Annotated in this window: 28 protein-coding genes; 13 read left to right on the top strand and 15 right to left on the bottom strand. The window is 53.3% G+C overall.

From position 1 onward, the window contains the following. On the bottom strand, positions 1–735 hold the full coding sequence (locus RHH27_RS05385; protein ID WP_302679045.1) for a glutathione peroxidase: 735 nt from the start codon (positions 733–735) through the stop codon (positions 1–3). A 247-nt stretch (positions 736–982) separates the two neighbouring features. On the opposite strand from RHH27_RS05385, the gene RHH27_RS05390 reads away from it, so the two are divergent. The 3 genes from RHH27_RS05390 to RHH27_RS05400 all read left to right on the top strand — a co-directional run bounded on the left by RHH27_RS05390 (position 983) and on the right by RHH27_RS05400 (position 3765). Then, entirely contained in the window at positions 983–1609 is a 627-nt protein-coding gene (locus RHH27_RS05390; protein WP_206201398.1) for a hypothetical protein, read from the top strand. A 62-nt stretch (positions 1610–1671) separates the two neighbouring features. Further along, entirely contained in the window at positions 1672–1926 is a 255-nt protein-coding gene (locus RHH27_RS05395; protein ID WP_302679046.1) for a hypothetical protein, read from the top strand. Positions 1927–1947: 21 nt separating this feature from the next. Continuing rightward, a complete protein-coding gene (locus RHH27_RS05400) occupies positions 1948–3765 on the top strand; it encodes an HMA2 domain-containing protein (RefSeq protein WP_302679047.1) in 1818 nt (605 codons plus the stop codon). An 18-nt stretch (positions 3766–3783) separates the two neighbouring features. On the opposite strand, the gene RHH27_RS05405 is transcribed toward RHH27_RS05400, so the two are convergent. Next, positions 3784–3960 (bottom strand): hypothetical protein, encoded by a 177-nt coding sequence (locus RHH27_RS05405; RefSeq protein ID WP_302679048.1) that lies wholly within the window; start codon positions 3958–3960, stop codon positions 3784–3786. A 63-nt stretch (positions 3961–4023) separates the two neighbouring features. Between RHH27_RS05405 and RHH27_RS05410 the strand changes: the two genes are divergently transcribed. Further along, positions 4024–4155, top strand: coding sequence for a hypothetical protein (locus RHH27_RS05410; protein ID WP_255451698.1), 132 nt, complete (start codon positions 4024–4026; stop codon positions 4153–4155). 203 nt (positions 4156–4358) lie between these two features. After that, on the top strand, positions 4359–5522 hold the full coding sequence (speY, locus tag RHH27_RS05415; protein ID WP_286649814.1) for a homospermidine biosynthesis protein: 1164 nt from the start codon (positions 4359–4361) through the stop codon (positions 5520–5522). On the opposite strand, the gene RHH27_RS05420 is transcribed toward speY, so the two are convergent. Further along, entirely contained in the window at positions 5519–6265 is a 747-nt protein-coding gene (locus RHH27_RS05420) for a metal ABC transporter ATP-binding protein (RefSeq protein WP_302679049.1), read from the bottom strand. The genes speY and RHH27_RS05420 overlap by 4 nt on opposite strands. Beyond that, positions 6262–7212 carry a metal ABC transporter substrate-binding protein gene (locus RHH27_RS05425; protein WP_302679050.1) on the bottom strand — a complete coding sequence of 317 codons (951 nt, stop codon included), beginning with the start codon at positions 7210–7212 and terminating at the stop codon, positions 6262–6264. The genes RHH27_RS05420 and RHH27_RS05425 overlap by 4 nt, the downstream gene beginning before the upstream one ends. Positions 7213–7272: 60 nt before the next feature. On the opposite strand from RHH27_RS05425, the gene RHH27_RS05430 reads away from it, so the two are divergent. Genes RHH27_RS05430 through RHH27_RS05445 form a run of 4 tightly spaced genes read left to right on the top strand, consistent with a single transcriptional unit; the run spans position 7273 to position 10116 of the window. Then, positions 7273–8451 carry a peptidylprolyl isomerase gene (locus RHH27_RS05430; RefSeq protein ID WP_302679051.1) on the top strand — a complete coding sequence of 393 codons (1179 nt, stop codon included), beginning with the start codon at positions 7273–7275 and terminating at the stop codon, positions 8449–8451. Between the two features lie 38 nt (positions 8452–8489). Then, positions 8490–8891: a pentapeptide repeat-containing protein gene (locus RHH27_RS05435; protein ID WP_302679052.1), complete on the top strand. Its 402-nt coding sequence runs from the start codon at positions 8490–8492 to the stop codon at positions 8889–8891. Positions 8892–8894: 3 nt separating this feature from the next. Further along, positions 8895–9047: a hypothetical protein gene (locus RHH27_RS05440; RefSeq protein WP_190278162.1), complete on the top strand. Its 153-nt coding sequence runs from the start codon at positions 8895–8897 to the stop codon at positions 9045–9047. After that, positions 9040–10116: an Era-like GTP-binding protein gene (locus tag RHH27_RS05445; RefSeq protein ID WP_302679053.1), complete on the top strand. Its 1077-nt coding sequence runs from the start codon at positions 9040–9042 to the stop codon at positions 10114–10116. The genes RHH27_RS05440 and RHH27_RS05445 overlap by 8 nt, the downstream gene beginning before the upstream one ends. On the opposite strand, the gene dcd is transcribed toward RHH27_RS05445, so the two are convergent. From dcd to petN, 5 genes are all read right to left on the bottom strand, one after another. After that, positions 10083–10664 (bottom strand): dCTP deaminase, encoded by a 582-nt coding sequence (gene dcd, locus RHH27_RS05450; RefSeq protein WP_181496856.1) that lies wholly within the window; start codon positions 10662–10664, stop codon positions 10083–10085. The two genes, RHH27_RS05445 and dcd, sit on opposite strands and share 34 nt — an antisense overlap. 84 nt (positions 10665–10748) lie before the next feature. Next, complete coding sequence (locus RHH27_RS05455) at positions 10749–11012, bottom strand: hypothetical protein (protein ID WP_302676543.1); 264 nt, start codon at positions 11010–11012, stop codon at positions 10749–10751. A 126-nt stretch (positions 11013–11138) separates the two neighbouring features. Next, positions 11139–12893 carry an arginine--tRNA ligase gene (gene argS, locus RHH27_RS05460; RefSeq protein ID WP_302679054.1) on the bottom strand — a complete coding sequence of 585 codons (1755 nt, stop codon included), beginning with the start codon at positions 12891–12893 and terminating at the stop codon, positions 11139–11141. After that, entirely contained in the window at positions 12893–13048 is a 156-nt protein-coding gene (locus RHH27_RS05465; protein ID WP_149817663.1) for a hypothetical protein, read from the bottom strand. The genes argS and RHH27_RS05465 overlap by 1 nt, the downstream gene beginning before the upstream one ends. An 18-nt stretch (positions 13049–13066) precedes the next feature. Then, positions 13067–13156: a cytochrome b6-f complex subunit PetN gene (gene petN / locus RHH27_RS05470; RefSeq protein WP_011056671.1), complete on the bottom strand. Its 90-nt coding sequence runs from the start codon at positions 13154–13156 to the stop codon at positions 13067–13069. Positions 13157–13238: 82 nt separating this feature from the next. Here petN and RHH27_RS05475 point away from each other — a divergent pair, with 82 nt between their 5' ends. Further along, positions 13239–13718 carry an ankyrin repeat domain-containing protein gene (locus RHH27_RS05475; RefSeq protein ID WP_310742768.1) on the top strand — a complete coding sequence of 160 codons (480 nt, stop codon included), beginning with the start codon at positions 13239–13241 and terminating at the stop codon, positions 13716–13718. Further along, positions 13715–15499 (top strand): mechanosensitive ion channel domain-containing protein, encoded by a 1785-nt coding sequence (locus RHH27_RS05480; RefSeq protein ID WP_302679056.1) that lies wholly within the window; start codon positions 13715–13717, stop codon positions 15497–15499. The genes RHH27_RS05475 and RHH27_RS05480 overlap by 4 nt, the downstream gene beginning before the upstream one ends. Here the strand turns inward: RHH27_RS05480 and RHH27_RS05485 are convergent. The 3 genes from RHH27_RS05485 to lipB form a co-directional block, all read right to left on the bottom strand. Further along, on the bottom strand, positions 15496–16005 hold the full coding sequence (locus RHH27_RS05485; protein WP_302679057.1) for a cupin domain-containing protein: 510 nt from the start codon (positions 16003–16005) through the stop codon (positions 15496–15498). The two genes, RHH27_RS05480 and RHH27_RS05485, sit on opposite strands and share 4 nt — an antisense overlap. Further along, positions 15986–16969: an RNA polymerase sigma factor, RpoD/SigA family gene (locus tag RHH27_RS05490; protein WP_315862901.1), complete on the bottom strand. Its 984-nt coding sequence runs from the start codon at positions 16967–16969 to the stop codon at positions 15986–15988. Before RHH27_RS05490 ends, RHH27_RS05485 begins: the two co-directional genes overlap by 20 nt. 220 nt (positions 16970–17189) lie before the next feature. Further along, positions 17190–17870 (bottom strand): lipoyl(octanoyl) transferase LipB, encoded by a 681-nt coding sequence (gene lipB, locus RHH27_RS05495; RefSeq protein ID WP_206201412.1) that lies wholly within the window; start codon positions 17868–17870, stop codon positions 17190–17192. Between the two features lie 160 nt (positions 17871–18030). Between lipB and hpf the strand changes: the two genes are divergently transcribed. Then, complete coding sequence (hpf, locus tag RHH27_RS05500; protein ID WP_302679058.1) at positions 18031–18648, top strand: ribosome hibernation-promoting factor, HPF/YfiA family; 618 nt, start codon at positions 18031–18033, stop codon at positions 18646–18648. A 58-nt stretch (positions 18649–18706) separates the two neighbouring features. Here hpf and RHH27_RS05505 read toward each other — a convergent pair whose 3' ends face one another. The 3 genes from RHH27_RS05505 to RHH27_RS05515 form a co-directional block, all read right to left on the bottom strand. Further along, complete coding sequence (locus RHH27_RS05505; RefSeq protein ID WP_302679059.1) at positions 18707–19213, bottom strand: hypothetical protein; 507 nt, start codon at positions 19211–19213, stop codon at positions 18707–18709. A gap of 85 nt (positions 19214–19298) precedes the next feature. Continuing rightward, positions 19299–19991 carry a HEAT repeat domain-containing protein gene (locus RHH27_RS05510; protein ID WP_206201415.1) on the bottom strand — a complete coding sequence of 231 codons (693 nt, stop codon included), beginning with the start codon at positions 19989–19991 and terminating at the stop codon, positions 19299–19301. A gap of 152 nt (positions 19992–20143) precedes the next feature. Further along, on the bottom strand, positions 20144–20275 hold the full coding sequence (locus RHH27_RS05515) for a photosystem II protein Y (RefSeq protein ID WP_149817644.1): 132 nt from the start codon (positions 20273–20275) through the stop codon (positions 20144–20146). Between the two features lie 140 nt (positions 20276–20415). On the opposite strand from RHH27_RS05515, the gene RHH27_RS05520 reads away from it, so the two are divergent. Further along, positions 20416–21612: a pentapeptide repeat-containing protein gene (locus tag RHH27_RS05520; RefSeq protein ID WP_302676536.1), complete on the top strand. Its 1197-nt coding sequence runs from the start codon at positions 20416–20418 to the stop codon at positions 21610–21612. Positions 21613–21617: the final 5 nt, after the last annotated feature.

The following is a 21617-nucleotide window of genomic DNA, read 5'->3' on the forward strand; positions in this document are numbered from 1 at the left end:
TTAACAATTGGTCGCTAGGTACTCTGCCAGTGCCTCCGAACCGCCAATGTATTGGCCGTCAATAAAGACTTGAGGAACCGTTGTTGCCCCTGTCACTGCTTGGAGCGATCGCAGGCTAGCCCCCTCACCGATGACAATCTCATCGTAGTGAATGCCCTTTTGCGCCAGCATGGTTTTGGCGTTGGCGCAGTAGGGACAGCCCCGCTTTGTAAAGAGAGAAACACATTGCCGCTTGTAGCTGGGGTTGAGGTAGCAGAGCATCGTTTCCGCATCCGAGACCTTAAAGGGGTCGCCGGGTTCTTCGGGTTCAATGAACATTTTCTCGATGACGCCATCCTTCACCAACATTGAATAACGCCAAGAGCGCTTGCCAAAGCCAAGGTCTTCCTTATCAACAAGCATTCCCATGCCGGCGGTAAACTCACCATTACCATCGGGAATGAGGCGCACATTCTCGGCTTGCTGGGTTTTGCCCCACTCATTCATGACAAAGGCATCATTCACGGAAATGCAGAGGATATCATCCACGCCACAGTTACGAAATAGGGGTGCTAATTCGTTGTAGCCGGGGAGATGGGTTGAAGAACAGGTAGGGGTGAAAGCGCCCGGCAAAGCAAACACAACAACGGTTTTGCCATTGAACAAATCATTGGTAGTCACATTGACCCATTGATCGCCTTCACGGGTGCGAAAGGTGACTTCGGGAACACGTTGCCCTTCACGGTTGGGTAGCATGGTGGAGTCCTCTACATAACCTTACTTCCTAAAGTGTAATCGTTATGACTTTGATTTGTCAAGCGACAATGGCTCGTTTTTGATCTCAGGTGCTCCCCTCTAACCTAGGAAGTGATCTACAGCCTTCTGATATGGTCTCCTGATTGACAGGCTATTTGGAAAACTTTGTGGCTTGACTCAAGTTTGCTATCGTACAGGTAGACTTACTCAGCGTACGATTACGACCACAACCTTTGGCAAGCTTCTGATGGACGAACTGCTTAAAACCAGCCAAGAATTAGCTGAACTGTTCCCTGACGGTGCGATTTTTATTGGCGGAATCGCAGTTTATCTGCATAGCAAATCCCAAGGTCTATTGCATCTTGCTGAAAGCAGTCATGATGGAGACTTCTACATCTCCCTTATTGATTTTGCAGATTTACGAGATTTGGAAGAGATCACACCAAACCGGCGCTTAAATAAGTATCAGCTCATTAAGAATGGATGGGAATTTGATGTCTATGTTGAAAGAAATAATCATCTCGCTATACCCTTTTGTGAGGTCAATGCAGAAAAAATAGTTATTGATAATCTGCCCTGTGCGTGTTTAGAGCATCTATTAATTCTTAAGTTAGATGCTTATTCTGACAGGTTTCATTCATCAAAAGGGGATAAAGATAAGCGAGATATTATTCGCATCTTAAACATGATGAAAAGTCCAAGAATTGATATTTTGAAAAACTACTTAGATCAAGAAAAAATAAAACTCATTAAATTGGCAATTAGTGATAATTCAAAGTATCTAGAAATGTGCAAAAACAATTCTCAACAAGCAAGTGCATTACGTAAGTCAACACAGAAAAATAGTCAAATTTTGCTCGATTTAGAAGTATGAGAAAACTATATCGCGTTTTTATACCACCGCCAAAATATGAGAAAAGGTGTTACTCCTATGAAATGATTTATACACTTGAGGAAATATGTGAAAAAGCGGGCTACAAATTAAAAGTAACAGGATGCCTAACACCGAAAATAATTTTCGCAGAAAAAGAAAATACAATTGCTTTTGATCGAGAGGGAAATCCAATCTATATCGTAGATGTTAGAGGTATTGATTTGTCGAGACCTGAAGGGTGGGAAATGATTTTGGAAACATTAGCCTATAGCTTTATGGATTACGCCACACGAGAAACGGTGCGTCACCTGTCTTGATTGAACTTCATGGGAGCGTTAATGGAGCAGCAAATTGTCCATGCCACAACAGGACGGGTGCGATTTCGGGTGCCGCGTGTGCAGCGAGATTCGGCCTACGGAGAGTTATTGGTGCAGTTGCTGGAGTCTTTGGCCATTGTCGAGCGGGTACGGCTCAATCCCCAAGCGGCAACGGTGGTGGTGGAGTATCAACCCCATTTGCTCCATGAAGCGGCGGTCTATGAAAGTTTGAATCACTGTTTTCAGCAAGCCATGGTGGCCATGCCGCAGCCCTTGCCGGAGAGTGCGGCTCCTGCGGATGCGATCGCCCTTGAAGATTACGAAGCACAAGTCGAGGCCGATGCTCGCCTTGAAACCGATTGGGAACGCTTGGGTCTGCCCTTGGTGGCCTTGGGGGTCTCGCTCCTCAGTGTGCCCTTGGAATTGCCCTTCGCGGTGGTTGGGGCAACGGTCTTGGCCAGTGCTTGGCCGTGGTTTCAGCGGGTGGGGCATCAGATGCGTCAGGGGCATCCCCCGAATGTGGATTTGCTCGATAGCCTCTGGATGGCACTGCATACCGTCAATGGCCAGTTCTTAGCGCCTGCTTTGAAGACTGCCCTAGTGGGGGTACGGGCAGATGTGCGCGATCGCCAGCGACGACAACAGTTGCATCGATATCCCAGTGTCTTGATGGCTCACTACGAACACCTGACGGTGGAACGCCAAGGACATTCCCTGACGATTGAAAGTCAGGAGTTACAAGCGGGGGATCTCCTGTGGCTGCGGCCGGGGGATGTTGTGCCCGTAGATGGCAGTGTTGTTGCTGGATTGGCGGAAGTGGAGCCTGCCCATTTTGAATTCTCGCGACAGGTGTGGGTGTGTCGTCCCGGCGATGCTCTCTATGCCGGCTGTCAAATCCTGACAGGACAAGTCCAGCTGCGGGTAGTGCGTACTGGCTGGCAAACACGCCTTGGCTTGATCACGGATCTCCTGCACACTGAACCGGTCTATGACAGTGCTCTTGCTCACCAACAGGGGGAATTTGCGCGCCATGCGGTGCTGCCAACCCTTGCCCTCAGTGGTGCCCTCTGGTTGGCTACGGGAGTCTATGGGCCAGCGATCGCCCCGTTACAATTTGACTTTGGCAGTGGTGTGCAACTGTCGCTGCGGACGGTAATGCTCTCGGCGCAGGTATTTGCTGTGCAACAGGGGATCTATTTACCCACCGCTGGTACTTTAGAGCAACTGGCACAACTAGAGAGCTTGGTGATTGATGCGCGCGCAGGTCTTCCCCAGCCCCAACGGGCACAAATCCTGATTCAGCAATTGCGACACCTTGGCCTTCATATCTATCTGCTGCAAGATCAAGGCTCGCCCCTTGAGGGCACCACCGATCTGACGAGCGATCGCCTCACCGATCTGCAGGCCTACCTCGTGGGTAAGCGGCGGCGGGTGGGTTGGATTAGCTTTGGTGACACCTGCTCCTGTCCTGAAGCCACATGGCTACCGATTCGCTGGCAGCCCCCTACCTTTGCCCCCAATGCCAAAGTGGTCGTTCTCTTGGATGGCGACTGGTCTGCCCTTGGCCGTGGCATGGCCATTGCCCGCGATGCCCTAGAGCGCACCTATCAAAATGTCGCCTTGATTTCTCTACCCAATTTAGCCGTTACCTTTGGCGGCATGTTTTTGGGCTTGCATCCTGTGGTCAATGTCGTTACCAACAACGCCACTGCCTTTATGGCCGAGTTTTGGCATGGAAACTCACCCCAGTTTCGTACCGCCCTATTGCCAAGTACACCAACGACCGTCCCCCTGCAACCGCTGCCCCTAGAATCCCCGCAACTAGCGGTGGCCTTATAGAGCGAGGCTATCCAAGCGTCAATAGCGCTGCTTCAAGAAGGTGAGCAGCGACCAAAGTCCCGTCAACCAACTGGCCATGGCAAGGATTAAGAAAATTCCTCCCGGCAGCATCGTCAGCCAACCGGTTCCTCGCAAGAGGTAGAGAATGAGGAAGACGGTGAAACAAGTACCAAAAACATAATAGGCACGGCGCACGGCAAATTAGGTAATGAAGTGTTATAGTGATCTCGTAATGTAAGGGCATGGGACTTGTCAACAGTGAAACAATTGACGTTGATGGGCTATCCCAACATCACCACTTGGTATCTCGAAATGGGGTTGCGCCAACGGCGAGCAGCCATCCCTGCACTCTCGGTTGTGGATAATTGCGAAGGACCGAGTATGAGCTGATCGGCCTGCAACTGGAGGTTCACACCGTTGTGAACTGGGTCGATCAGAAGTGTTGAGCACGTTCCGCCCTGTTACGGCACTTTAAGTTTTTAGCTATTCAAAATCATGAAACACCCCTCAGCGGGTTAAGCAATGCTATGGTTGGGGTAGTTCCCGCCTGAGCGGCTGCGCCTGCTGTGGAATTAGCTTGCGAGGAACGACCGATGTCTGCATTTGCTACCCCCATTACCCCTGCTCCCATTCCCGATAATATCAGCCTGACAGAACTCATTGATAAATACTTCACCGCCTATAACTCAGCACGGCTACGGGAAATTTGCCAATTGTTGAGCCAACGGGTGTTTCGGCCAGAAGTGACGGTTGGTCTGAGCCTCTCAGGGGCGATGACGCCTGCGGGTTTGGGAATCTCGGCTCTGGCGCCTTTGGTGCGCGCTGGGTTTATTGATTACATCATCAGTACTGGAGCAAACCTCTACCACGATATTCACTATGCCCTCGGCATGGATCTCTATGCGGCGCATCCTTTTGTCGATGATGTGCAACTGCGCAAGGAAAGCAAAATCCGCATCTATGACATTATCTTTGACTACGATGTGCTCCTTGAAACCGATGCGTTTTTGCGGCAAGTGCTGCGCAGTGAAACCTTCCAACGCCGCATGGGCACCGCCGAGTTTCACTATCACCTAGGGCGCTATGTCCGCGAACTGGAAGTGCAGCGGGGACAAACCCATTCCTGTCTCTTGGCCACGGCCTATGAGTGTGGGGTGCCCATTTACACCTCCTCCCCCGGTGATAGCTCCATTGGTATGAATGTGGCGGCGATCGCCCTCGAAGGGTCGAAACTGATCATTGACCCCGCCATTGATGTCAATGAAACCGCTGCGATTGCTTACTTTGCCCGCGAAGCCGCTGAGGGAAATGGTAAGAGCGCCGCTCTCATTATTGGTGGCGGGAGTCCGAAAAACTTCCTGCTGCAAACCCAGCCACAGATCCACGAGGTTTTGGGATTAGAGGAACGGGGGCACGATTACTTTATTCAGATTACCGATGCGCGGCCGGATACGGGTGGCCTCTCGGGCGCTGTGCCCAGTGAAGCCGTCAGTTGGGGCAAGGTGGATCCCCAAGGGTTGCGGGATACCGTAGTCTGCTACACCGATAGCACGATCGCTCTTCCCATCCTTACCGCCTACTGCCTCAATCGTTGTCAACCCCGTCCCCTCAAACGCCTCTACGATCGCCGCGGCGAAATGGTCGAACGCCTGCAGCAGCTCTACCTGCAAGCGCAACTTCAGCACAAGGTGAAAGACCTGCCCCCTGCAGCACCTGTAGCCACCTATCCCTGTGGTACGCCGATTCGTCGGGGCTAGTCACAGCGGCGGGGGATCCGCAGGGATCCCTCGAAGGCTCGCGCGAGATTTTCAGGGGTAAAGACCTCACTGGTGCGGCCATAGGCTAGGATGCTGCGGTTCACCAGCACCACCTGATCACAAAAGGTGGTAATCGAGGAGAGATCGTGGGTGGAGATGAGAATCGTGTGCCCCTTCTCCCGCTCCGCCATGAGGAGATCAATAATCAGTTTCTCCGTTTTTACATCCACACCCGCAAAGGGTTCATCCAAGAGCAACACCTGTGCTTCTTGGGCAAAGGCGCGGGCAAGGAACATTCGCTTCTTTTGTCCGCCGGAGAGTTCGCCAATTTGGCGGTGCCGCAAGGGCCACAATTCCACCTGTTCTAGACTTTCCCGTACCCGCTGGCGATCGCGCGCGGTTGGTTGGCGCAGCCAGTTCATTTTGCCATAGCGCCCCATCATCACGACATCCCAAACCCGCAGCGGAAACTGCCAGTCCACATCTTCACTCTGGGGGACATAGGCCACCAAGGACTGCCGTTGTACCTGCTGTCGGGGTAAGCCATGAATGCGCACCTGACCTCGGATCGGCTTGACAAACCCCATGATGGCCTTGAAAAGGGTGGATTTACCCGCCCCATTCATGCCCACCACCCCACAGATCGTGCCGGCGGGCAGTTGCAGCGTTGCCCCATGGAGGGCAAGATGGCGATGATAGGCCACCGTCACATCTTGTAAATCAATGGCAGGGCTAGAAATCATGAGGCTGTCCTCCCGGTGAGACCGCGAATCAGGGTGTGGATGTTGTAGCGCAGGAGCTCAAGATAGGTGGGGGCATTGCCCTCAGGGGACGATAGGGAATCCACATAGAAAATGCCGCCAAATGTGGCGCCAGACTCCCGCGCCACCTGTTGTTGCGGACCGGCATTAACCGTACTTTCGCAAAAGACAGCGGGAATCTGTTGCCGTCGCACAATGTCAATCACCCGTGTCATTTGTCGCGGCGTCCCTTCCTCATCGGCATTCACAGGCCAGAGATACACTTCCTCAAGGTCATAGTCCCGCGCTAGGTAGGAGAAGGCACCTTCACAGGTGACGATGTAGCGTTTGTTGGCGGGGAGGGCTGCTAGGGCTTGACGTAGCTCTTGATCAAGGGCGCGAATTTGGGCTTTATAGGCTGCGGCGTTGGCGGCATAGATCTCCGCGCCAGCAGGATCGAGGTCTGTGAGCGCTTTGCGAATGTTGTCAACATAAATCAGGGCATTTTGGGGTGACATCCAAGCATGGGGGTTGGGTTGTCCGCGGTAGGCCCCCTCTTGAATGGGAATGGGGGTAATCCCCTCTGTGAGCGTGACGCGGGGCACATTCGGTAGGCTGTTGTAGAAGCGATCGCCCCAGCGTTCGAGGCCAAGGCCATTTTCTAAAATGAGGGCAGCTTCCTGTCCCCGCACAAGGTCACTAGGAGTGAATTCATAGCCGTGGACTTCCGCTCCCGCTTTAATGAGTGACTCCACCCGCAGGCGATCGCCCGCCACCGCTTGTGCCATATCCGCAAGGACTGTAAACGTGGTCAGCACCAAGGGGCGTTCATCCCGGTCGGTTTGCATTTGACCAGTTGTTTCCCGCTGCTCAGGCGCAAGAGCGGCACATCCCCCCACTACGAGTACTCCCACCAATAACCAACTCAGTTGCCGCATTGCATTTTCCATTTTCATAATCCTTTCATAATTCTCAGCCTAACACAGAAGCTTCAAGAAAATGAAATAAAAATGAAAAGCTCCCCCTTGGAGGGCGATCGCCCTGTCCGATACACTGGGGGGAGACGGTCATGGGAAGAAACGGTGAAACGACGCAAACGCTGGCTTGCTGTTTTGGTGATACTGCTCCTCTGGTTGGAAACCTTCCTGCTGCCGCCACTGGCGATCGCGCTGCCTGTTGACCATCCATTAATTGCTGCCCTGCCCCAAGGGAATGCCATTACTGATCCCAAAGCGCTGCTCCGTTGGGCCTTACCGATTGACAATCCAACGGTACGAGAACTGCAAAAGGATCTAGAACAAATCTCTTTTTGGGTGCGGGGCAAACAGTGGTCAAAAATTGCCAGTAACATCAGCAAGGCGAAAGCCATTGTTCGCGATCGCGCCGATGAACTGCTCAAAAGTATCCCTGCCGAGAAACAGGAGGCGGCCAAAACCCTCTTGGCGGAGTTAGAGACCTCCCTCGATACACTTCAGGAAGCCGCCAAAACCAAAGATCGCAGCCAACTCTTGCCCGCTAAAGCCGCTGCCCTCGACAAAGTGGGGGACTTGGAGGCCATGATGGTACAAAACGTGAGCTATACGCCTCCCAAGGGCTACGAGCACCTGCCGCGATTGCTGGGCCGTGCCACCGTGGAAATGGAAACTACTAAGGGGAACCTGACGATTGTTGTCGATGGTTACAGTGCCCCCCTGACCGCCGGCAACTTTGTGGATTTAGTACAACGCCACTTCTACGATGGCCTCCCCTTTACCCGTGCTGAGGAATCCTATGTGCTGCAAGCAGGAGATCCCCCAGGGCCAGAGGTGGGCTTTATTGATCCAGAAACGAACCAATACCGTGCCATTCCCCTTGAAATTCTGGTGGAGGGCGACAAGTATCCCCTCTATGGCATCACCCTTGAGGATGCGGGTCGTTACCTCGAACATCCTGTGCTGCCGTTTGCTGCCTATGGCACCGTTGCCTTAGCCCGACCCAGTGATGATCCCAATGGTGGTTCCTCGCAGTTTTTCTTTTTGCTCTTTGAACCGGAGTTGACCCCCGCAGGACTGAACCTTTTGGATGGTCGCTATGCCGTCTTTGGCTATGTCGTGGAGGGAGAAGAAACCCTGCGGCAACTGCGCCAAGGGGATAAAATTCTCTCGGCTAAGGTGGTGGATGGCCTTGAAAATCTGGTACAACCGGCGTAGGTTAGGATGTCCAGTATAGACACCGTTGAGAGAGTGCGATGATTGCCAAGGTTGCGCCTGCCCTTTTCCTGCTCCTAGTCAGTACCCCTGCTTGGGCCGCCAATCCAGCCCATTTAGAACAACTGCGGCGCACGGGCAACTGCCCCAACTGTGATCTCAGCTATGCCCGCTTGCGGGGTCGGAATCTTCAGGGAGCGGATCTGCGGGGGGCAAACCTCAATGCTGCCAATTTACGCGGTGCCAACCTGAGCAGCGCCAACCTCAGCGGGGCAAGCCTACTCATCACCCGTTTGGATCGAGCCATTCTCGGGGGGGCAAAGTTAGTGGATGCGATTCTCGGGGGGCGCGATCGCCTAGCACGGGTACGAACATTCCGCGATGCCACCTTGCCCAGTGGGGAAAAGGCCTTCTTTTTAGAAGAACCCAGCCGCCGTCGCTAGCCTATGGGGATTGCGATCGCCAGCTTTATTATTTTGTTCCTGCTCAGCGAAGCCGTATTGCACCTACGGCAGTGGGTAATTCCCTTTCCTGTCGTCTTAATTGCTGCGGTTGGTTTAGTGGTGGCCTCCAATTGGTCGCTCCTTCGCCGTGAGTAGCCTCCCTATCCTAGACATAACGGCTAAATGTCTAGAGGAACTTCTCGCGTGGCATCAGGTGCACCATCCCCAATTGAGTGCCCAATGGCAGCCCCTCTATGAGTTGCGCGATCGCCTCCACCAGAGTGCATGGCACATTGTTGTCTTGGGTCAAGTGAGCCGCGGCAAGTCCGCCCTTTTAAATGCCCTCTATGGCGAAGCGATTTTTCCTGTGGGCGCCCTTCATGGCACGACTCGATGGCCGCGAACGGTTCGCTGGCACTGTCAAGATCAAATCGTCGATCTCACGGATACCCCTGGGCTGGATGAAGTCGCGGGTAGTAACCGCGAAAGCATGACATGGAGTGCCGTTGAGACTGCCGATCTTGTCCTTTTTGTGACCCAAGACAGCCTTACCCCCGTCGAATGCCAAGCCCGCGATCGCCTAAACACCCTTAGGATTCCCCACAAGCTCATTCTCACCAAGGCGGATCTCTACCCGCCAATGGCCGAAGGTATTGCCGTGAGCAGCACAACAGGTCAAGGCATTCCAGAACTGCGACAGCTTCTTCAGCAGTGGTTACAACAGGAGGCTCCCCAAGCCCGTGCCCTGCGAATTCTCCACCAAGCCAGCCAAGTTGAACAGAACCTCGGGGCAGCTCTTGGCACGCAAGACACGTCGGCATGGTCTTGGTTAACCGCACAGATGGTGGGTAGCCTGCTGCTGCCGGGGGGATTTTTCGATGTCGTGCTGGCGATAATCAGTACCCTTGCCTATATCCGCAAAGCGTGCCAAGCCTATGCCGTGCCCTTTCCCCTACCGGCCTTTGGGAGTCTGAGTCAGTTTGTCTTACTGTGGTATGCGGCGATTTATCTTTCCAGTTGGCAAGGCTTGACCTTCGGCAGTGAACTCTGGGGAGTCAATACGACTGTTGTCCTCCAGGGGGGAGTGATCTTCTGGGGCTACCAACAGATTCGCCGCCGCCTAGACCCCTATCTTCAGCAGGGCTATCAATGGGGACACCATGGACCCCAACGGCTGTTGCAGCAACTCACTCAAACCCGTGCCAATGTGACGGCCTCCGGCTGATCTTGGTATTTGCCCCGCCGCGTTTCATAACTGACATCGCAGGGTTCACCCTCAAAAAAGAGCAATTGCACCACTCCCTCATTGGCATAGATGCGACAGTCTGCACTGGAAGAATTTGAGAATTCTAAGGTCAGATGGCCTCGCCAGCCCGCCTCTGCCGGTGTCAGGTTAGCAATAATCCCCGCACGGGCATAGGAGCTTTTACCAATACACAGAACCGTGACATTTTCAGGAACCTGTAGGCGTTCTAGCGCCACCCCAAGACCGTAGGAATGGGCGGGCAAAATAAAGAAGGCACCATTGGCATCTTCATGGAGGGGCGCAGATTCCAGATTTGCCGGGTTAAAGTTTTTGGGATCCACCACCGTCCCCGGCACATGGCGAAAGATACGAAACTCCTTCGGGCTGAGGCGAATATCGTAACCGTAGGAAGAAAGGCCAAAACTAATCACGGGCTGCTCAGCCACCCGCCGCACCAGTGTCGGTTCAAAAGGCTGAATCATGCCCTGAGCCGCCATGGCTCGAATCCAAATATCATTTTTAATCATTGTGCTGTCGCGATCGCACAAACAACCAATGTATCTTACAGCCCTTTTCCCATGAATAGAACAGGCTCAACACTGTGAAGAGACTTAACGCTTTGCTTCCCACTGACCCCAGCGATAGCCGAGTTCAAACCAGATCAGCGAATTCACAAAATAGATCGCGACCACCGTTAACCCTTGCCATAGTTGACCCAACTCAGGCCAAAGCCACGGCAATAGACCCAAACCCACGGCGATACCCCCTAGCAGACCGAGACCTGTCCCCCCTGCCATGACGAACATGATGAACAAAGCGCCCAGTTCTAGGCTGTTGGGTAACTCACGGCGAAATAGCCGAAAATAAAACTGCATGAGATACATGTGCGGCCATATCAGCAGGAAAATCACCGCCAGCAAAAGGTTAGAGAACAGGCTTCCCTCACTCTAGAAAATTCCAGAAACAACAGTGGTGCTGCGCCCCAGTATAGCGAGAAGGCGCTAAATCCGATCCAAAACCCGAATCCCCAGTAGGGATAGTCCTAGCTTCAGAGTCTGAGCAGTAAGATAGGCAAGGGTGAGACGGGATTGCTTCGTTGGCTCAGTTGCCGAGAGGATGGGACAGCGATCGTAGAACTGGTTGAAAAGCTGGCTCAGTTCAAAGAGGTATTGGCAGAGGCGGTTGGGCAATAGCTCAGCGCTCACAAGGTCGAGGGTTTCCTCCAGTTGCACAAGGTGCTTGGCCAAGTTTTGCTCTGTTTCATCCTCTAGGAAAAGGGGGGTATCTGGTGAGAGGGTGCGCCAATCAATGTCGCCGCGCCGGGTCAGTCCTTGGACACGCACATAGGCATAGAACAAATAGGGAGCGGTATTCCCCTGTAGGGAGAGCATCTTGTCGTAGCTAAAGACGTAGTTACTGTTGCGGTTTTGGCTAAGATCTGCGTATTTGACAGCACCGATACCGATCGCCCGTGCCACGGTGTCAATGAATTCTGGAGATTCACGACGGCCTTCAGTGGCAAGGCGCTGTTCTAAATCCGCTCGACTGCGGGCGATCGCCTCCGTCAACAAATCCATCAGGCGAATCGTTTCCCCAGAACGGGTTTTCAAGCGTTTGCCATCTTCCCCCAACACTAAGCCAAAGGGGACATGGGTTAACGTGACATGGGGCGGCACCCAACCCGCGCGCTGCGCCACTTGAAAGACTTGGGCAAAGTGGGTGGACTGCCCAACATCGGTAACATAGATAATCCAATCTGCTCGGTCTTTGTCAATGCGGTAGCGCAGGGCGGCTAAATCCGTGGTCGCGTAGTTGTAGCCCCCATCGGACTTCTGAATAATTAAGGGTTGGGGCTGCCCCTCTTTATTGGTGAAACCTTCCAAGAAGACGACCTTTGCCCCCTGATCCTCCACCACGAGGCCAAGAGCGGCTAAGTCCTCAATCACCGCGGGCAAAAAGGGATTGTAGAAGGACTCCCCTCGTTCGGTGAGTTCAATATCCAGCAGATCGTAGATCTTTTGAAACTCGCGGCGGGATTGCTCACACAGCAGTTGCCAAGCGCGGCGACTCTGTTCTTCTCCCTGCTGGAGTGCCACCACCTGCTGCCGTGCCTTCTGCTGAAAGTTTGGATCGCTGTCAAAGCGTTGCTTGGCCTTTTTGTAGAATGTCACCAAGTCACCTAAGTCAAGGGCATTGGCGGTTGTGAGGGCGTCGGGATAAACCTCCTCAAGGTAGGCAATGAGCATGCCAAACTGCGTTCCCCAGTCCCCCACATGGTTGAGCCGCAGGACATTGTGGCCTTGAAACTCCAGAATGCGGGCAATGCAGTCACCAATAATCGTGGAGCGCAGGTGACCCACGTGCATTTCCTTGGCAATGTTGGGGCTAGAAAAATCAACCACCACCCGGCGTGGCTCTCGCGCTGGCGGAATCCCCAAGCGATCGCTCCCAATAGCGGCTTGCAGGCTGCGCGCCAGAAAGTCTGGCTTGAGACGAAAATTGAGAAAGCCCGGACCAGCAATTTCGACGGGTTGACAGAGATCCTCAACATTGAGATGTGCCACCACCTCTTGGGCTAGCTCACGGGGTGCTTTGCCCACCTGCTTGGCGAGGCTCAGGCAAACATTGGATTGATAGTCGCCAAACTTGGCTTGACTGGCCGGCAGCAGGAGCGGCTGGGGATAGGTATCTAAAGGAAGTGCGGTTTGCAGGGCACTGAGGAGGCGATCGCCCAAAAGCCGTAGAGGAGCAACCATTAACGCTTGCGCCCCCGTCGTTGTTCTTTTTGCTCTGCTTGCAGCCGCCGGCGATCGCGCCACTCCGCAAAAGTCAGATAGCCAATGCCACCAGTGACGACAATCAGCAGCAGCAAGGCCACCAGAACCAGAAGATCCGCCAATGAAACCGTCATTGCCCCAGTCCTAGGTGGCTACATGCCGTGGCGACCCCACACCACAAAGGCGATCGAGAGCGTAAAGACACTGAGAACACCCACCCAACCGAGCGTGATAATATCCATTGCATGCGATCCTGAACTCAATGCAGACCTCATTTTAACTCAGATAGATTATCTTTTCTTTATTAGAGGCAGGCTACAGGCAATGACGCAGGGAATGACAGAAATTGAAACCGCCATTGAGCAAGGAGACCTGACCGCTGTCCAGGAGGCGATCGCCAACGGTATCGAGTTGAAAACGGAAGCGCTGGCACTGGCAGCAGAACTGGGGCACACGGAGATTGTCAATGCCCTGATTGTCGCCGGCGTCGATGTTAACCAAGGGGACAGCGAGGGTTGGACACCATTGATGGCTGCTGCCGGCGGTGGACATACCGCCATTGTGGAGAAACTGTTAGCCGCCGGTGCCAATGTCAACGCTCAAACGACCTTTGGTTTGACCCCCTTAATGGCCGCAGCAGCCAAAGGAGAGACGGCTACGGTCAAACAACTGATTGCAGCAGGTGCAGATCTCAACGCCAAGGATCAGAATTCTTGGACAGCTTTGGTGTGGGCGTTGGATGGAAAACATGCCGACGTGGTGGCAGTCATTAAAGCCGCTCGCGCACAATCTTTAGGACCATGATGAAGTACCTCAGTTTATTTTTAGCAGCAGCCCCTTCAAGTATTCTCATTGCTCAACTGGCGCGAACTCAACGGCTGCGGGTCGCGTTCATTGAAGCGGCTCAAATTGTGGGGATTGTTGGCATTGCGATGCTCACGGACTGGCTGCTGCTGAACTTGGGGATTCATCAACTGCAACAGCGGCTTGACCAAAAAGCCAGCCAACAATCCCAGCCTTGGCTCTCCCTTGGCGCTAGTCTATTGCGCCTGACGCTGCGGATTTTACTCTGGGCACTCGTTTTATCTTGGATTCTGCAATCGGTTCAAAGTCTTTCCCCTTGGCATGAGCGCATCGATAGCACGATTCAGTTTCTCCTCAAACGGGTGGCCGTGGTGTTTAACACCCCCTTTATGGAGTTGGGGCGGACGCAAATTACCCTAAACTTTCTCTTTTTAATTCTCTTTCTCTCCCTCGCAGTGATTTTTACCTCCCGCTGGGTGAGCGAGTGGCTCAAGAGTCGGATTCTCATGCAGTTACGGGTGGATCGCGGTAGCCAAGAAACCATCACCCGTGTGGTTAGCTATAGCCTCAGCTTTATTGGCTTTATTGTTGTTCTACAAACCGCGGGCATTGACCTCAGTTCCCTGACGGTGTTAGCGGGGGTCTTGGGGATCGGTTTTGGTTTTGGTTTGCAAACCCTCGCCAGTAACTTTATTAGCGGTTTAGCGATTTTGTTGGAACATCCGATTAAAGTCGGCGATTTTATTGAAGTGGATGGCCTGCTGGGCACGGTGGAGAAAATTTCAATTCGCGCTACGATTATCCGCACCAACGATAGCCAGTACGTGATTGTCCCCAACAACCGCTTTATTGAAAAGAACGTCGTTAACTGGAGTTACGGTAGTCCCGATAGCCGTATCCATATCCCTGTGAGTGTCGCCTATGGCAGTGATACGGTTCTGGTGACCGAAGCGCTCCTCAGTGCCGCCCGTCAGGATCCGCGCGTCCTGCTCACCCCACCCCCCAGCGTTTGGTTTCGCGGTTTTGGCGAGAATGCCTACCTCTTTGAACTACTGGTGTGGATTAACCGCCCCCAAGATTCTGAACCCATTAAAAGCGCCCTCAATTTTCTCATTGAGCAGGAATTACGGCAGCGGCAGATTGAAGTGCCTTTTCCCCAGTTGGATTTGCGGTTGCGCGACTTGGGGGAACTGCGCTCCTTGGCTCATTACTACCACCGTTCTGTGGCCAGTGTGCCCGAAACCACAGCGGTGAGTGAGCCAGTAGCTCCTGAAATGGTCAAAACCGAACCCTCCCTTGCTGATCTACTGCGCAATATCAGTTGCTTTTCCTGCTGTTCCAATGCGGAATTGCAAATGCTGATTGAGTTGGGCAATCGTCAATTTTATGGTGTGGGGGAAATTATCTGCTCTGAGGGCGATCCGGGGGATGCCTTTTACATTGTCCTTGAGGGATCAGTGGAAGTGCGCTCTGAGCAGTTGGATCAAATCTTAGCCACCCTCTATGAGGGCGATTTCTTTGGCGAAATTTCAGTGCTAACGGGAATGCCGCGATCGGCCACAGTGCGGGCGTTAGAAGAAACAGTTCTATTTGTGGTGCATCGTTCAGCGGTACAGCGCCTGCTGCAAGCTCAACCCCAATTGGCGGAAGAGATTGCCCACGAGCTAGCGGCACGACAACAGGTTCTCCAAGAACTCGGCCTCGTGAACTCCCAAGAAATCAAAAGCCTGCCCCCCTTGCAGTGGATTCGTCGCCGCTTGCAAACGCTCTTTAATGTCTAGGGCGTCAAGCGTTCAATTAATCTCTGGTGCTGAGGAAACTGCTGCTGCAATTGCTGGCGATCGCCCAATTCAAAATCGCGAAAGTCAAATCCCGGCGCCACCGTACACCCCACAAGACTAAAACTGTCTGGCGCATCCACCGTTGCTCCAAACCATGCTCCCGCTGGTACCACCTGTTGCCATTGCTCCCCCTGATCGATATTCATCCCCAAGCGCAGGGGCTGATACTCGCCCGTTGGTAGAATCACATGAATCGTCAGGCTACTGCCCGTGTAAAAGTGCCACAGTTCATCACTGGCAATGCGGTGCAGTCGCGAACAGGCCGTGGAGGGGAGCAAAAAGTAAATACTCGTACAGTAGGGGCGATCGCCCCCCTGAAAACCTGAAGGCAAAACCGCTGCGGGAATACTCCCTGCTGAGCGATAGACCTCACGGAAATAGCCCCCCTCTGGATGGGGTTGCAGATCAAGCGCCTCAATCCACGCCTTAGCTGGCCAAGTATTCATACATTTGCTGGCGCCGCCGCCGCAGATGATCAAGGGCTTGCCGCTCCAGTTGCCGCACCCGTTCACGGCTGAGGTTGAGTTGTTCACCCACCTTAGCAAGGGACAGCTCTTGGCCATTCCCTAACCCGTAGCGCAGGGTGAGGACTTGCCGTTGTTGCGGGGTAAGTTCCGCCAGCCACAGGTTGACATCATCGCGGAGGGACTCCACCGTAGTAAATTGCTCTGGCGAAAGACTGTCATCCTCGAGCAGTTCACCGAGTTCAGTGTCCTGATTGTCCCCAACGCGCAGATCAAGGGAAACGGGTTGGCGCGCAAGGGTCAGGTATTCACGAATTTGCTCCGGTTCGAGTTCTAGGGCTGCTGCCACCTCAGCAGGGGTTGCACTCCGTCCCAATTTTTGCGCCAATTCGCGTTGGGTGCGTTTGATCTTGTTCAGCTTCTCGGTAATGTGGATGGGCAGCCGAATGGTTCGCCCCTGTTGGGCGATCGCCCGCGTAATGGCCTGACGAATCCACCAGTAGGCATAGGTAGAGAACTTATAGCCGCGCGTGGGATCAAACTTTTCCACACCGCGTTCAAGGCCAAGGGTGCCCTCTTGCACCAAGTCCAGCAATTCAAGGTTGCGTTTTTGATACTTCTTGGCCACCGAAACCACCAGCCGTAGGTTGGCTTCAATCATTTTTTGCTTGGCGCGTTCGCCGCGCTTAAGGAGATTGCGCAATTCCGCCGGCGTGAGATGAGAGGCCGCCGCCCATTCTTCAAAGGTTGGTTCACGTCCCAGTTCCTTGGTGAGAGCCTCGCGTTTTTCCCGCAGTGCCATCATTTGCTGCACTTGTTTACCCAGAATAATTTCCTGCTCATGGGTCAGCAGCGGCACGCGTCCAATTTCCTGTAGGTAGGTGCGCACCATATCGGTGCTAACAGTGGGTGTAGGGGATGGGGTTTTGGAAGCGGAGTTCATCATAGCAGCACAGATTCTAAACAGTATTTGGCAAGGAAGAATGTAGATAAAAGATTTATCGCGATGAAGATGACGACTCGCACTGATAAAGCTGAGGTTCCTATAGCGTTAGCCTAGCAGGTGAGAGGGAGTTGGCCTGTATCCTAATCTACTTAGACTTAAATTGTGCCCCGAAAGTTGCCAATTCATAACAGCCGATTCCTGAAATAAAGATTAAAGTTTGTCAACTAGAGATGGGGATCAGGAGATCGGCAAGGGCTTTGGGGGCAAATTCGAGGGCAAAAACACGGCCAAAGGCCGTCACAAACTGCTGGCGCACCTCCTCTAGGGTAATGTTGGCACAAAACTGCCGTAGGTTCCCGACGGGGCGATCGCCAATGCCACAGGGGACAATGCGCCCAAAGCCCTTTAGATCGTTCACCACATTGAGGGCAATGCCGTGGAAGGTAATCCAGCGGGTCACCTTGATCCCAATTGCGGCCACCTTGTACCCCTCTACCCAAACACCTGTAAGGCCAGCAACGCGCTCCCCTTTAATGCCATAGTGCCCTAGGGTTTGAATCACAACTTCCTCCAACTGGTGGAGATACCAATGCAAATCGCAGCGGTGGCGGCGTAAATTCAAAATCGGGTAAGCCACCAATTGGCCGGGGCAGTGGTAGGTGACATCGCCTCCGCGCTCAATGCGCAATACCTCAATGCCAGTAGCCACAGGATCAAAGTGAAGGTGGGCGGTGGTTGCCCCTTGACCAAGGGTGTAGATGGGGGGATGCTCCAAAGTGAGCAGGACATCTCGGGCAGTGGGATTGTGGCAGCGCTCAGCCACCAGTTGCTGTTGCCAGCGCCAAGCATCGCGGTAGGGAATGATCCCCAAGGCACAATGCCAACCAAGGGCAGTTTTCATAGGGGGTGCCAGATTGTCAAGAGCTAGAGGATAAGAATTATCACAGAACACGAATAAAGGTGAAGAGCGGCAGCACACCCTGTAATCGCCGATACGGAGATGTTAGGGTGGAAGTAGATCAGCCTTAGATGTATCTGTTTTGCTCAGGGGAGGCAACCCTATGAGGCTAGTGATTCATGGTAAAAACATTGATATTACGGATGGCATTCGCAGCTATGTGAACCAAAAAATTGAGCGAGCCACCCATCATTTCCAAAATGTGATTAATGAAGTTGATGTGCATCTGTCCGTGGCTCGTAACCGTAGCACCGCTCCCAAACAAACTGCTGAAGTGACCCTCTTTGTCAATGGCTCCATCATTCGCGCCGAAGAAAGCAGTGAAAATCTCTACGCCAGTATTGATCTCGTTGCCGACAAAATTGCGCGCAAACTCCGTAAACTCAAAGAAAAACGCCAAGACAAGTCCCGCGCTAAAGACACCAATAGTGTGGTGGAGCCCGCAGTGGTGACCGACTTAGTGGGCGATCGCACCCCCCAACTGCCCGAACAAGTCGTGCGCATGAAATACTTTGCCATGCCCCCCATGAGTATCCAAGAAGCCCTTGAGCACCTAGAAATGGTGGATCACGACTTCTATGTCTTCCGCAATCGCGATACGGGAGAAATTAACGTGGTCTATGAACGCAATCATGGGGGCTATGGGGTGATTCAACCCCGCCCCACCTCCCAAGAAAATCATCACCCTGCGGCTAAACCCATGGCTAAGGCAGCACCCTAGAACCACACTCAAACAGCAATCACAAAAGGGATGCCCTCTGCCTCTGGTTTTCCTGCTGCTAGGGGCGGAGGGTGAGTTGCCACTCTTGGGTCTGGCGATCGCGCTGAAGTTCGCTATTTTCACCAATCACATAGGGCCCCCAGTAGCGTTTGGAGCCATCCAGCGTGAAAGCAAGGACAATATCCCCTGACTGAAGTGCCAGCTTGCCCTCTGGCAGCGTTAATAGTAATCCCTTAATACTGCCCTCCATGGGGGCAAAATCCCAGTGAACTGCTCCTTCATTAGGATGGGCGCGATCGCGGGCAGCGAGCAACACCACGCGCACCGGAAAGGCTGTTTGATTACTGATGCGTAGCCCATTCGGTTGCGGGTTGGCTGGCGTTTGGGGAGGGGGTAAGGGCTGAACAGTAGTGGTTTCTGGTTCTGCCTCGACAATGGGGGGCGGTTGGGTCAGCAGGTCTGGCTCCCACCAGAGCGCAAAATGTAGTTGTGAAAGAATAATCGCACCCACCACCCCGACCAGCACTGCCACGAGGTAAGGAAGAAATTTAATTCGGATAGACATAGAGATAGGTTACTGCGGATGCCGCGCCTTTCTTTCCAGTTTAGAGAGTTGTGGCAGAAACCGCAGTGGGCAAAAAAGTTTGATCTCAATTGCCAGGGCCCTGAACTTCGGAGGAAAGTCGCTCTTGCAAGCGTTGCAAAGAAATCTGGGCTGCCGTCGCCACATGGGGATGCTCATCTTTAGCGAGGTATTCCAAAGCGGCTTGGGTTTTCGGGCTAGGGAGATTGCCCAGAGCTTCAGCGAGCCGTTGCCGTACCAACCAATCCTCTGTGGTCACAAAGGGCAAAATATCTTCGACAACACTGGGATCGCCAATTTCCCCCAGAGCGGCGATCGCCCCTTGGAGCATCACGACTTCCTGACTTTTCAGCGCCGAGCGCAATACATCCACCGCGCGGGGATCCTTAAGATTGCCCAGCGCCACAGCAGCACTAAAGCGCACTAACCAATCGGTGTCTTCATAAAAGGCGCGCACTAGCGGTTCAAAGGCACGCCCATCTTCGAGATAGCCCAAGGCACCCGCAGCATCGGCACGAATACCATAATCCGGTTCACTCTCGAGCAACTGCACCAGAATGTCAAAGCACTCCGGTGTGGATTTAACCCCAAGGGCAAACACAGCCATTGAGCGAATCTGTAGATTTTCGTCCCAAAGGACTTTTTTAATCAGGGGTACGGCATCCGCAGAGGGGACATCCCGTAGCGCGGCTAGCGCCAGCAGGCGATCGCGGGAATTGGGACTTTCCAGTTGATGGGCAAGCTGTTCGAGGGAAGGCATGGCAGTAACCTGAAAGCTAATTTACAAAAGTTAACAATATACTTCCTATTATAAAAAAGTCTCCCCAAAGTAAAACCAAGATCACACTCAGTCTGGTTCCTTGGGGAGCGCTTGCCCAACAATTCCACAGAGGATACAGCCGTATCAATGTCCTAGGCTGCTTTGGCTTTTTGCAGGAGCTTTTGAAACTGCTTGACAGCATAGGGCAGAATGTTACGAACTGCCCAACCCGCAGCCAGTAGGACAGGTAACAGGACAATCAGGACACGCCAATCCATACCCATAACCTCCCAAAACGTTTTCTGAAAACTTTATGAATTATTGTACAGCCTTCTCTAAGGGGAGAAGGGGAACTTTCTATGGATGTAACGAAGAAAAATCTGATTATGATTGGGTTAATTCCTGAACTGTAGGCCAAATCCTGATGGGCGAAGACAAAATGACCCTCCGTGACAACCAAACGGCGGCTGCTTTGCGTCTCAGTAAAGTGTTAGCCGCTCGTAATCGTTGGCGCACGGGTTGGCAGTCTCTGCGTTCGGTGTTGATGCCGATCGCCATGGTCACTGTCTTGCTGGCTTGGGGACTCGATTGGGATGCGGTGGGTGTGGTGGCTGCTTTGGTGCTGGGGGGACTGAGTTTCCCCTTGGTCTGGACTTCGACCTATCACTGGTTTACTGAAGATCTCACGGAACAGCAACGGCAGTTCATTTTGGCCTCACTGGGCCTGAGTTTGACGGTGGTGGCACTCATTGCCATGACTGGCGCCATGGACTGGATTCGAGGACGCTTTCAAGGTACGAATTGGGATGCGGTGGGGGCACTGGCGGAGGGCTTCGGTGCTTTGGGACAGATTTTGGTGGCGCTCTTGGCCGCCTATGTGGCTTGGCGACAATACGTGATCTCGCGGGATTTGACGACGCAACAAAACCGCATTACCCAACAGCAAACGATTGACAGTTATTTCCAAGGGATTGCCGATCTCATTCTTGACGATGAGGGGTTATTGGAGGATTGGCCGCCGGAGCGGGCGATCGCCGAGGGACGCACTGCCGCCATCTTGGGGGGACTCGATGCCGAAGGCAAGGCCAAAATCATTCGCTTTTTGTCAGGCGCAAAGTTACTCTCGCCGCTGAAGCGCGATCGCCGACTGGGACGGGCGATTTTTGATGGGCTGGGTGGCTATGAGGAAGACATTGAGTATGGTGTGCGGGTGATTAACCTTGGCAGCATGCTAGCGGGCGCTGATCTCAGTGGTACCGATTTGCGCTGGACCGAATTGAGTGATGCCAATCTCACAGGCACCCTCTTTCGCAACTGTAATTTGACGCGAGCCAACCTAGCAGGGGCGATTTTGCAGGGGGCGGATTTCACCAATGCCGATCTCAGTCGGGTTCGCTTCTTTTATGGCACCGCTGATCAGGCCAGCCCCCGCGATCGCCTGCATCCTCCCAACTTTCGCACTGGGGCGCAGACAGGTGCAGTGGTCGAGGATGTCAACTTTACCAATGTCAAGAACCTCTCCGAAGAACAACGCTACTATTGCTGTGCTTGGAGTGGTAGCCGTTCCCGTGAAACGATTCCCGGTGGCTGTGAGGGCATTCCGAATAAACTAGGACGCTAGCGCCT

Source organism: Thermosynechococcus sp. PP555 (genome assembly GCF_031583225.1).
Classification (GTDB): Bacteria; Cyanobacteriota; Cyanobacteriia; order Thermosynechococcales; family Thermosynechococcaceae; genus Thermosynechococcus.

Coding starts and splice junctions, on each gene's coding strand:
- RHH27_RS05435 (WP_302679052.1), top strand. CDS start 8,490: ATGATTGCCAAGGTTGCGCCTGCCCTTTTCCTGCTCCTAGTCAGTACC.
- lipB (WP_206201412.1), bottom strand. CDS start 17,870: ATGAAAACTGCCCTTGGTTGGCATTGTGCCTTGGGGATCATTCCCTAC.
- RHH27_RS05505 (WP_302679059.1), bottom strand. CDS start 19,213: ATGTCTATCCGAATTAAATTTCTTCCTTACCTCGTGGCAGTGCTGGTC.
- RHH27_RS05455 (WP_302676543.1), bottom strand. CDS start 11,012: ATGCAGTTTTATTTTCGGCTATTTCGCCGTGAGTTACCCAACAGCCTA.
- petN (WP_011056671.1), bottom strand. CDS start 13,156: ATGGATATTATCACGCTCGGTTGGGTGGGTGTTCTCAGTGTCTTTACG.
- RHH27_RS05425 (WP_302679050.1), bottom strand. CDS start 7,212: ATGGAAAATGCAATGCGGCAACTGAGTTGGTTATTGGTGGGAGTACTC.
- RHH27_RS05390 (WP_206201398.1), top strand. CDS start 983: ATGGACGAACTGCTTAAAACCAGCCAAGAATTAGCTGAACTGTTCCCT.
- RHH27_RS05430 (WP_302679051.1), top strand. CDS start 7,273: ATGAAAAGCTCCCCCTTGGAGGGCGATCGCCCTGTCCGATACACTGGG.
- speY (WP_286649814.1), top strand. CDS start 4,359: ATGTCTGCATTTGCTACCCCCATTACCCCTGCTCCCATTCCCGATAAT.
- RHH27_RS05510 (WP_206201415.1), bottom strand. CDS start 19,991: ATGCCTTCCCTCGAACAGCTTGCCCATCAACTGGAAAGTCCCAATTCC.
- RHH27_RS05440 (WP_190278162.1), top strand. CDS start 8,895: ATGGGGATTGCGATCGCCAGCTTTATTATTTTGTTCCTGCTCAGCGAA.
- RHH27_RS05485 (WP_302679057.1), bottom strand. CDS start 16,005: ATGAATACTTGGCCAGCTAAGGCGTGGATTGAGGCGCTTGATCTGCAA.
- RHH27_RS05520 (WP_302676536.1), top strand. CDS start 20,416: ATGGGCGAAGACAAAATGACCCTCCGTGACAACCAAACGGCGGCTGCT.
- RHH27_RS05395 (WP_302679046.1), top strand. CDS start 1,672: ATGATTTATACACTTGAGGAAATATGTGAAAAAGCGGGCTACAAATTA.
- RHH27_RS05490 (WP_315862901.1), bottom strand. CDS start 16,969: ATGATGAACTCCGCTTCCAAAACCCCATCCCCTACACCCACTGTTAGC.
- hpf (WP_302679058.1), top strand. CDS start 18,031: ATGAGGCTAGTGATTCATGGTAAAAACATTGATATTACGGATGGCATT.
- RHH27_RS05400 (WP_302679047.1), top strand. CDS start 1,948: ATGGAGCAGCAAATTGTCCATGCCACAACAGGACGGGTGCGATTTCGG.
- RHH27_RS05515 (WP_149817644.1), bottom strand. CDS start 20,275: ATGGGTATGGATTGGCGTGTCCTGATTGTCCTGTTACCTGTCCTACTG.
- dcd (WP_181496856.1), bottom strand. CDS start 10,664: ATGATTAAAAATGATATTTGGATTCGAGCCATGGCGGCTCAGGGCATG.
- RHH27_RS05480 (WP_302679056.1), top strand. CDS start 13,715: ATGATGAAGTACCTCAGTTTATTTTTAGCAGCAGCCCCTTCAAGTATT.
- argS (WP_302679054.1), bottom strand. CDS start 12,893: ATGGTTGCTCCTCTACGGCTTTTGGGCGATCGCCTCCTCAGTGCCCTG.
- RHH27_RS05465 (WP_149817663.1), bottom strand. CDS start 13,048: ATGACGGTTTCATTGGCGGATCTTCTGGTTCTGGTGGCCTTGCTGCTG.
- RHH27_RS05475 (WP_310742768.1), top strand. CDS start 13,239: ATGACGCAGGGAATGACAGAAATTGAAACCGCCATTGAGCAAGGAGAC.
- RHH27_RS05385 (WP_302679045.1), bottom strand. CDS start 735: ATGCTACCCAACCGTGAAGGGCAACGTGTTCCCGAAGTCACCTTTCGC.
- RHH27_RS05420 (WP_302679049.1), bottom strand. CDS start 6,265: ATGATTTCTAGCCCTGCCATTGATTTACAAGATGTGACGGTGGCCTAT.